The organism is Vibrio qingdaonensis (genome assembly GCF_026191675.1).
Taxonomy (GTDB): Bacteria; Pseudomonadota; Gammaproteobacteria; order Enterobacterales; family Vibrionaceae; genus Vibrio; species Vibrio qingdaonensis.
Window position 1 is genome coordinate 1 of sequence record NZ_JAKRRY010000111.1, and the last position, 1,358, is coordinate 1,358.

At 40.5% G+C, this 1,358-nt stretch carries 2 protein-coding genes; both read left to right on the plus strand.

What is annotated here, in order from left to right; genetic code table 11:
- The first annotated feature begins 23 nt into the window (after nt 1-23).
- Entirely contained in the window at nt 24-803 is a 780-nt protein-coding gene (locus tag MD535_RS25510; protein ID WP_265678087.1) for a hypothetical protein, read from the plus strand.
- A 142-nt stretch (nt 804-945) separates the two neighbouring features.
- Nucleotides 946-1,269: an antibiotic biosynthesis monooxygenase gene (locus tag MD535_RS25515; RefSeq protein WP_265678088.1), complete on the plus strand. Its 324-nt coding sequence runs from the start codon at nt 946-948 to the stop codon at nt 1,267-1,269.
- Nucleotides 1,270-1,358: the final 89 nt, after the last annotated feature.

Here is a 1,358-nt window from a genome sequence, read left to right on the forward strand (position 1 = left end):
GCAATATCGCAAGGGGATAAGTATTGATAAAACTAAATGATCATATAGCAACACTGTCACATGTTATGTTCTCTACAGATGATGTTGCTGAATGGAGTGGCGTTTATCAGTGGTTGCAAATAGCCGCTTCGATTGAATCAATTTCCCTTGATACTATCAAATATAACAATAGCTTTGGTTGGTGTGCGCCTTCTGATGAATTTGACTTGGCTAGGGATAAGTTACTACCGGTCTTTACTGAAAAGCTAGCTATCTTCAATTTTGTTTGGGGGGCTTTAGAGTCCACTATTGATATAGTTAAGCCACCTAAGAATCCAGATAAATCAAAGCGCGGAAAAGTTAGAGATGCTTGTTTCTGGCTAAACACCTTTAACCCTTCAGATACGATACCAGAGTTACTTCTTCAAACCACTATATTCAGAGAATTAGCCCAAAAGTCGATTGGCTATGAACGTGTCGAAACAAGAATTGGTGAGTTGAAAGAGTTTGGTGTTTCCGGTGTTGGTTTATACGCAGTATATGAACTTAGAAATCTATTTGCACATGGTAGTATGGAGTTCCCTTACCCTGACGGTGAAAACCATCCAGTCTGTCCAGAGATATCTTTGGTTGAAACAGCAACACGTATAGTCCTGTTCTCTATCCAGCTATTGATGTTAAAGCACTTTCCTAACCCAGATGACTATGAAGTGTTTCTAACAACGGTTGTAGGTAACATTGATGGCGATATCAAGTTAGCAGATGCCTTACGAACCTGTCATTTAGAGGCTAACCAACTAGAAGCTCAGCTAACGTTGATATAATTGCCTAACAAATTGTTCAAGCAGACAGCTAACGTTTGGCGATTTTGGTTTGGTTGAGTTTAGTGATTACGGTGGTGTTGTTTGAGTGTGGTGGTAGTTAGCTGCTACTTAACAAGGCGTTAGCACTCAGAGGAGAAACAGGATGTTTATCGCAGTCTATGAGTTTGAAATTCGTGATGGAACGGAATCAAGGTTTCGCGAAGCATGGCTTGAAGTAACAAAGTCAATCTACCAGCATTGTGGCAGCTTTGGTTCTCGTCTTCATCGTTCAGACAAGCTAAATGTAATGGTAGGTTATGCCCAATGGCCAAGTCGTGATCAATGGGAAAAAGACCATCAATTCACAAATAAACTCTTCGAGATCTCACGTAAGGAAATGCGTGAGTGTCTAGTTAAATCAAATACTGTTTATAAACTTGAAGTTAGTGATGACTTCCTACAAACCTCGCTGGCAGTCGAGTGCTAACAAACTGCTCAAGTGGACGCGTAACGTATCGCGGTTTTGGTTTGAAATTATGAGTGTTTGGTAAAGTTATTCGTCAGCGCCACTTAGCA

Coding starts and splice junctions, on each gene's coding strand:
- MD535_RS25515 (WP_265678088.1), top strand. CDS start 946: ATGTTTATCGCAGTCTATGAGTTTGAAATTCGTGATGGAACGGAATCA.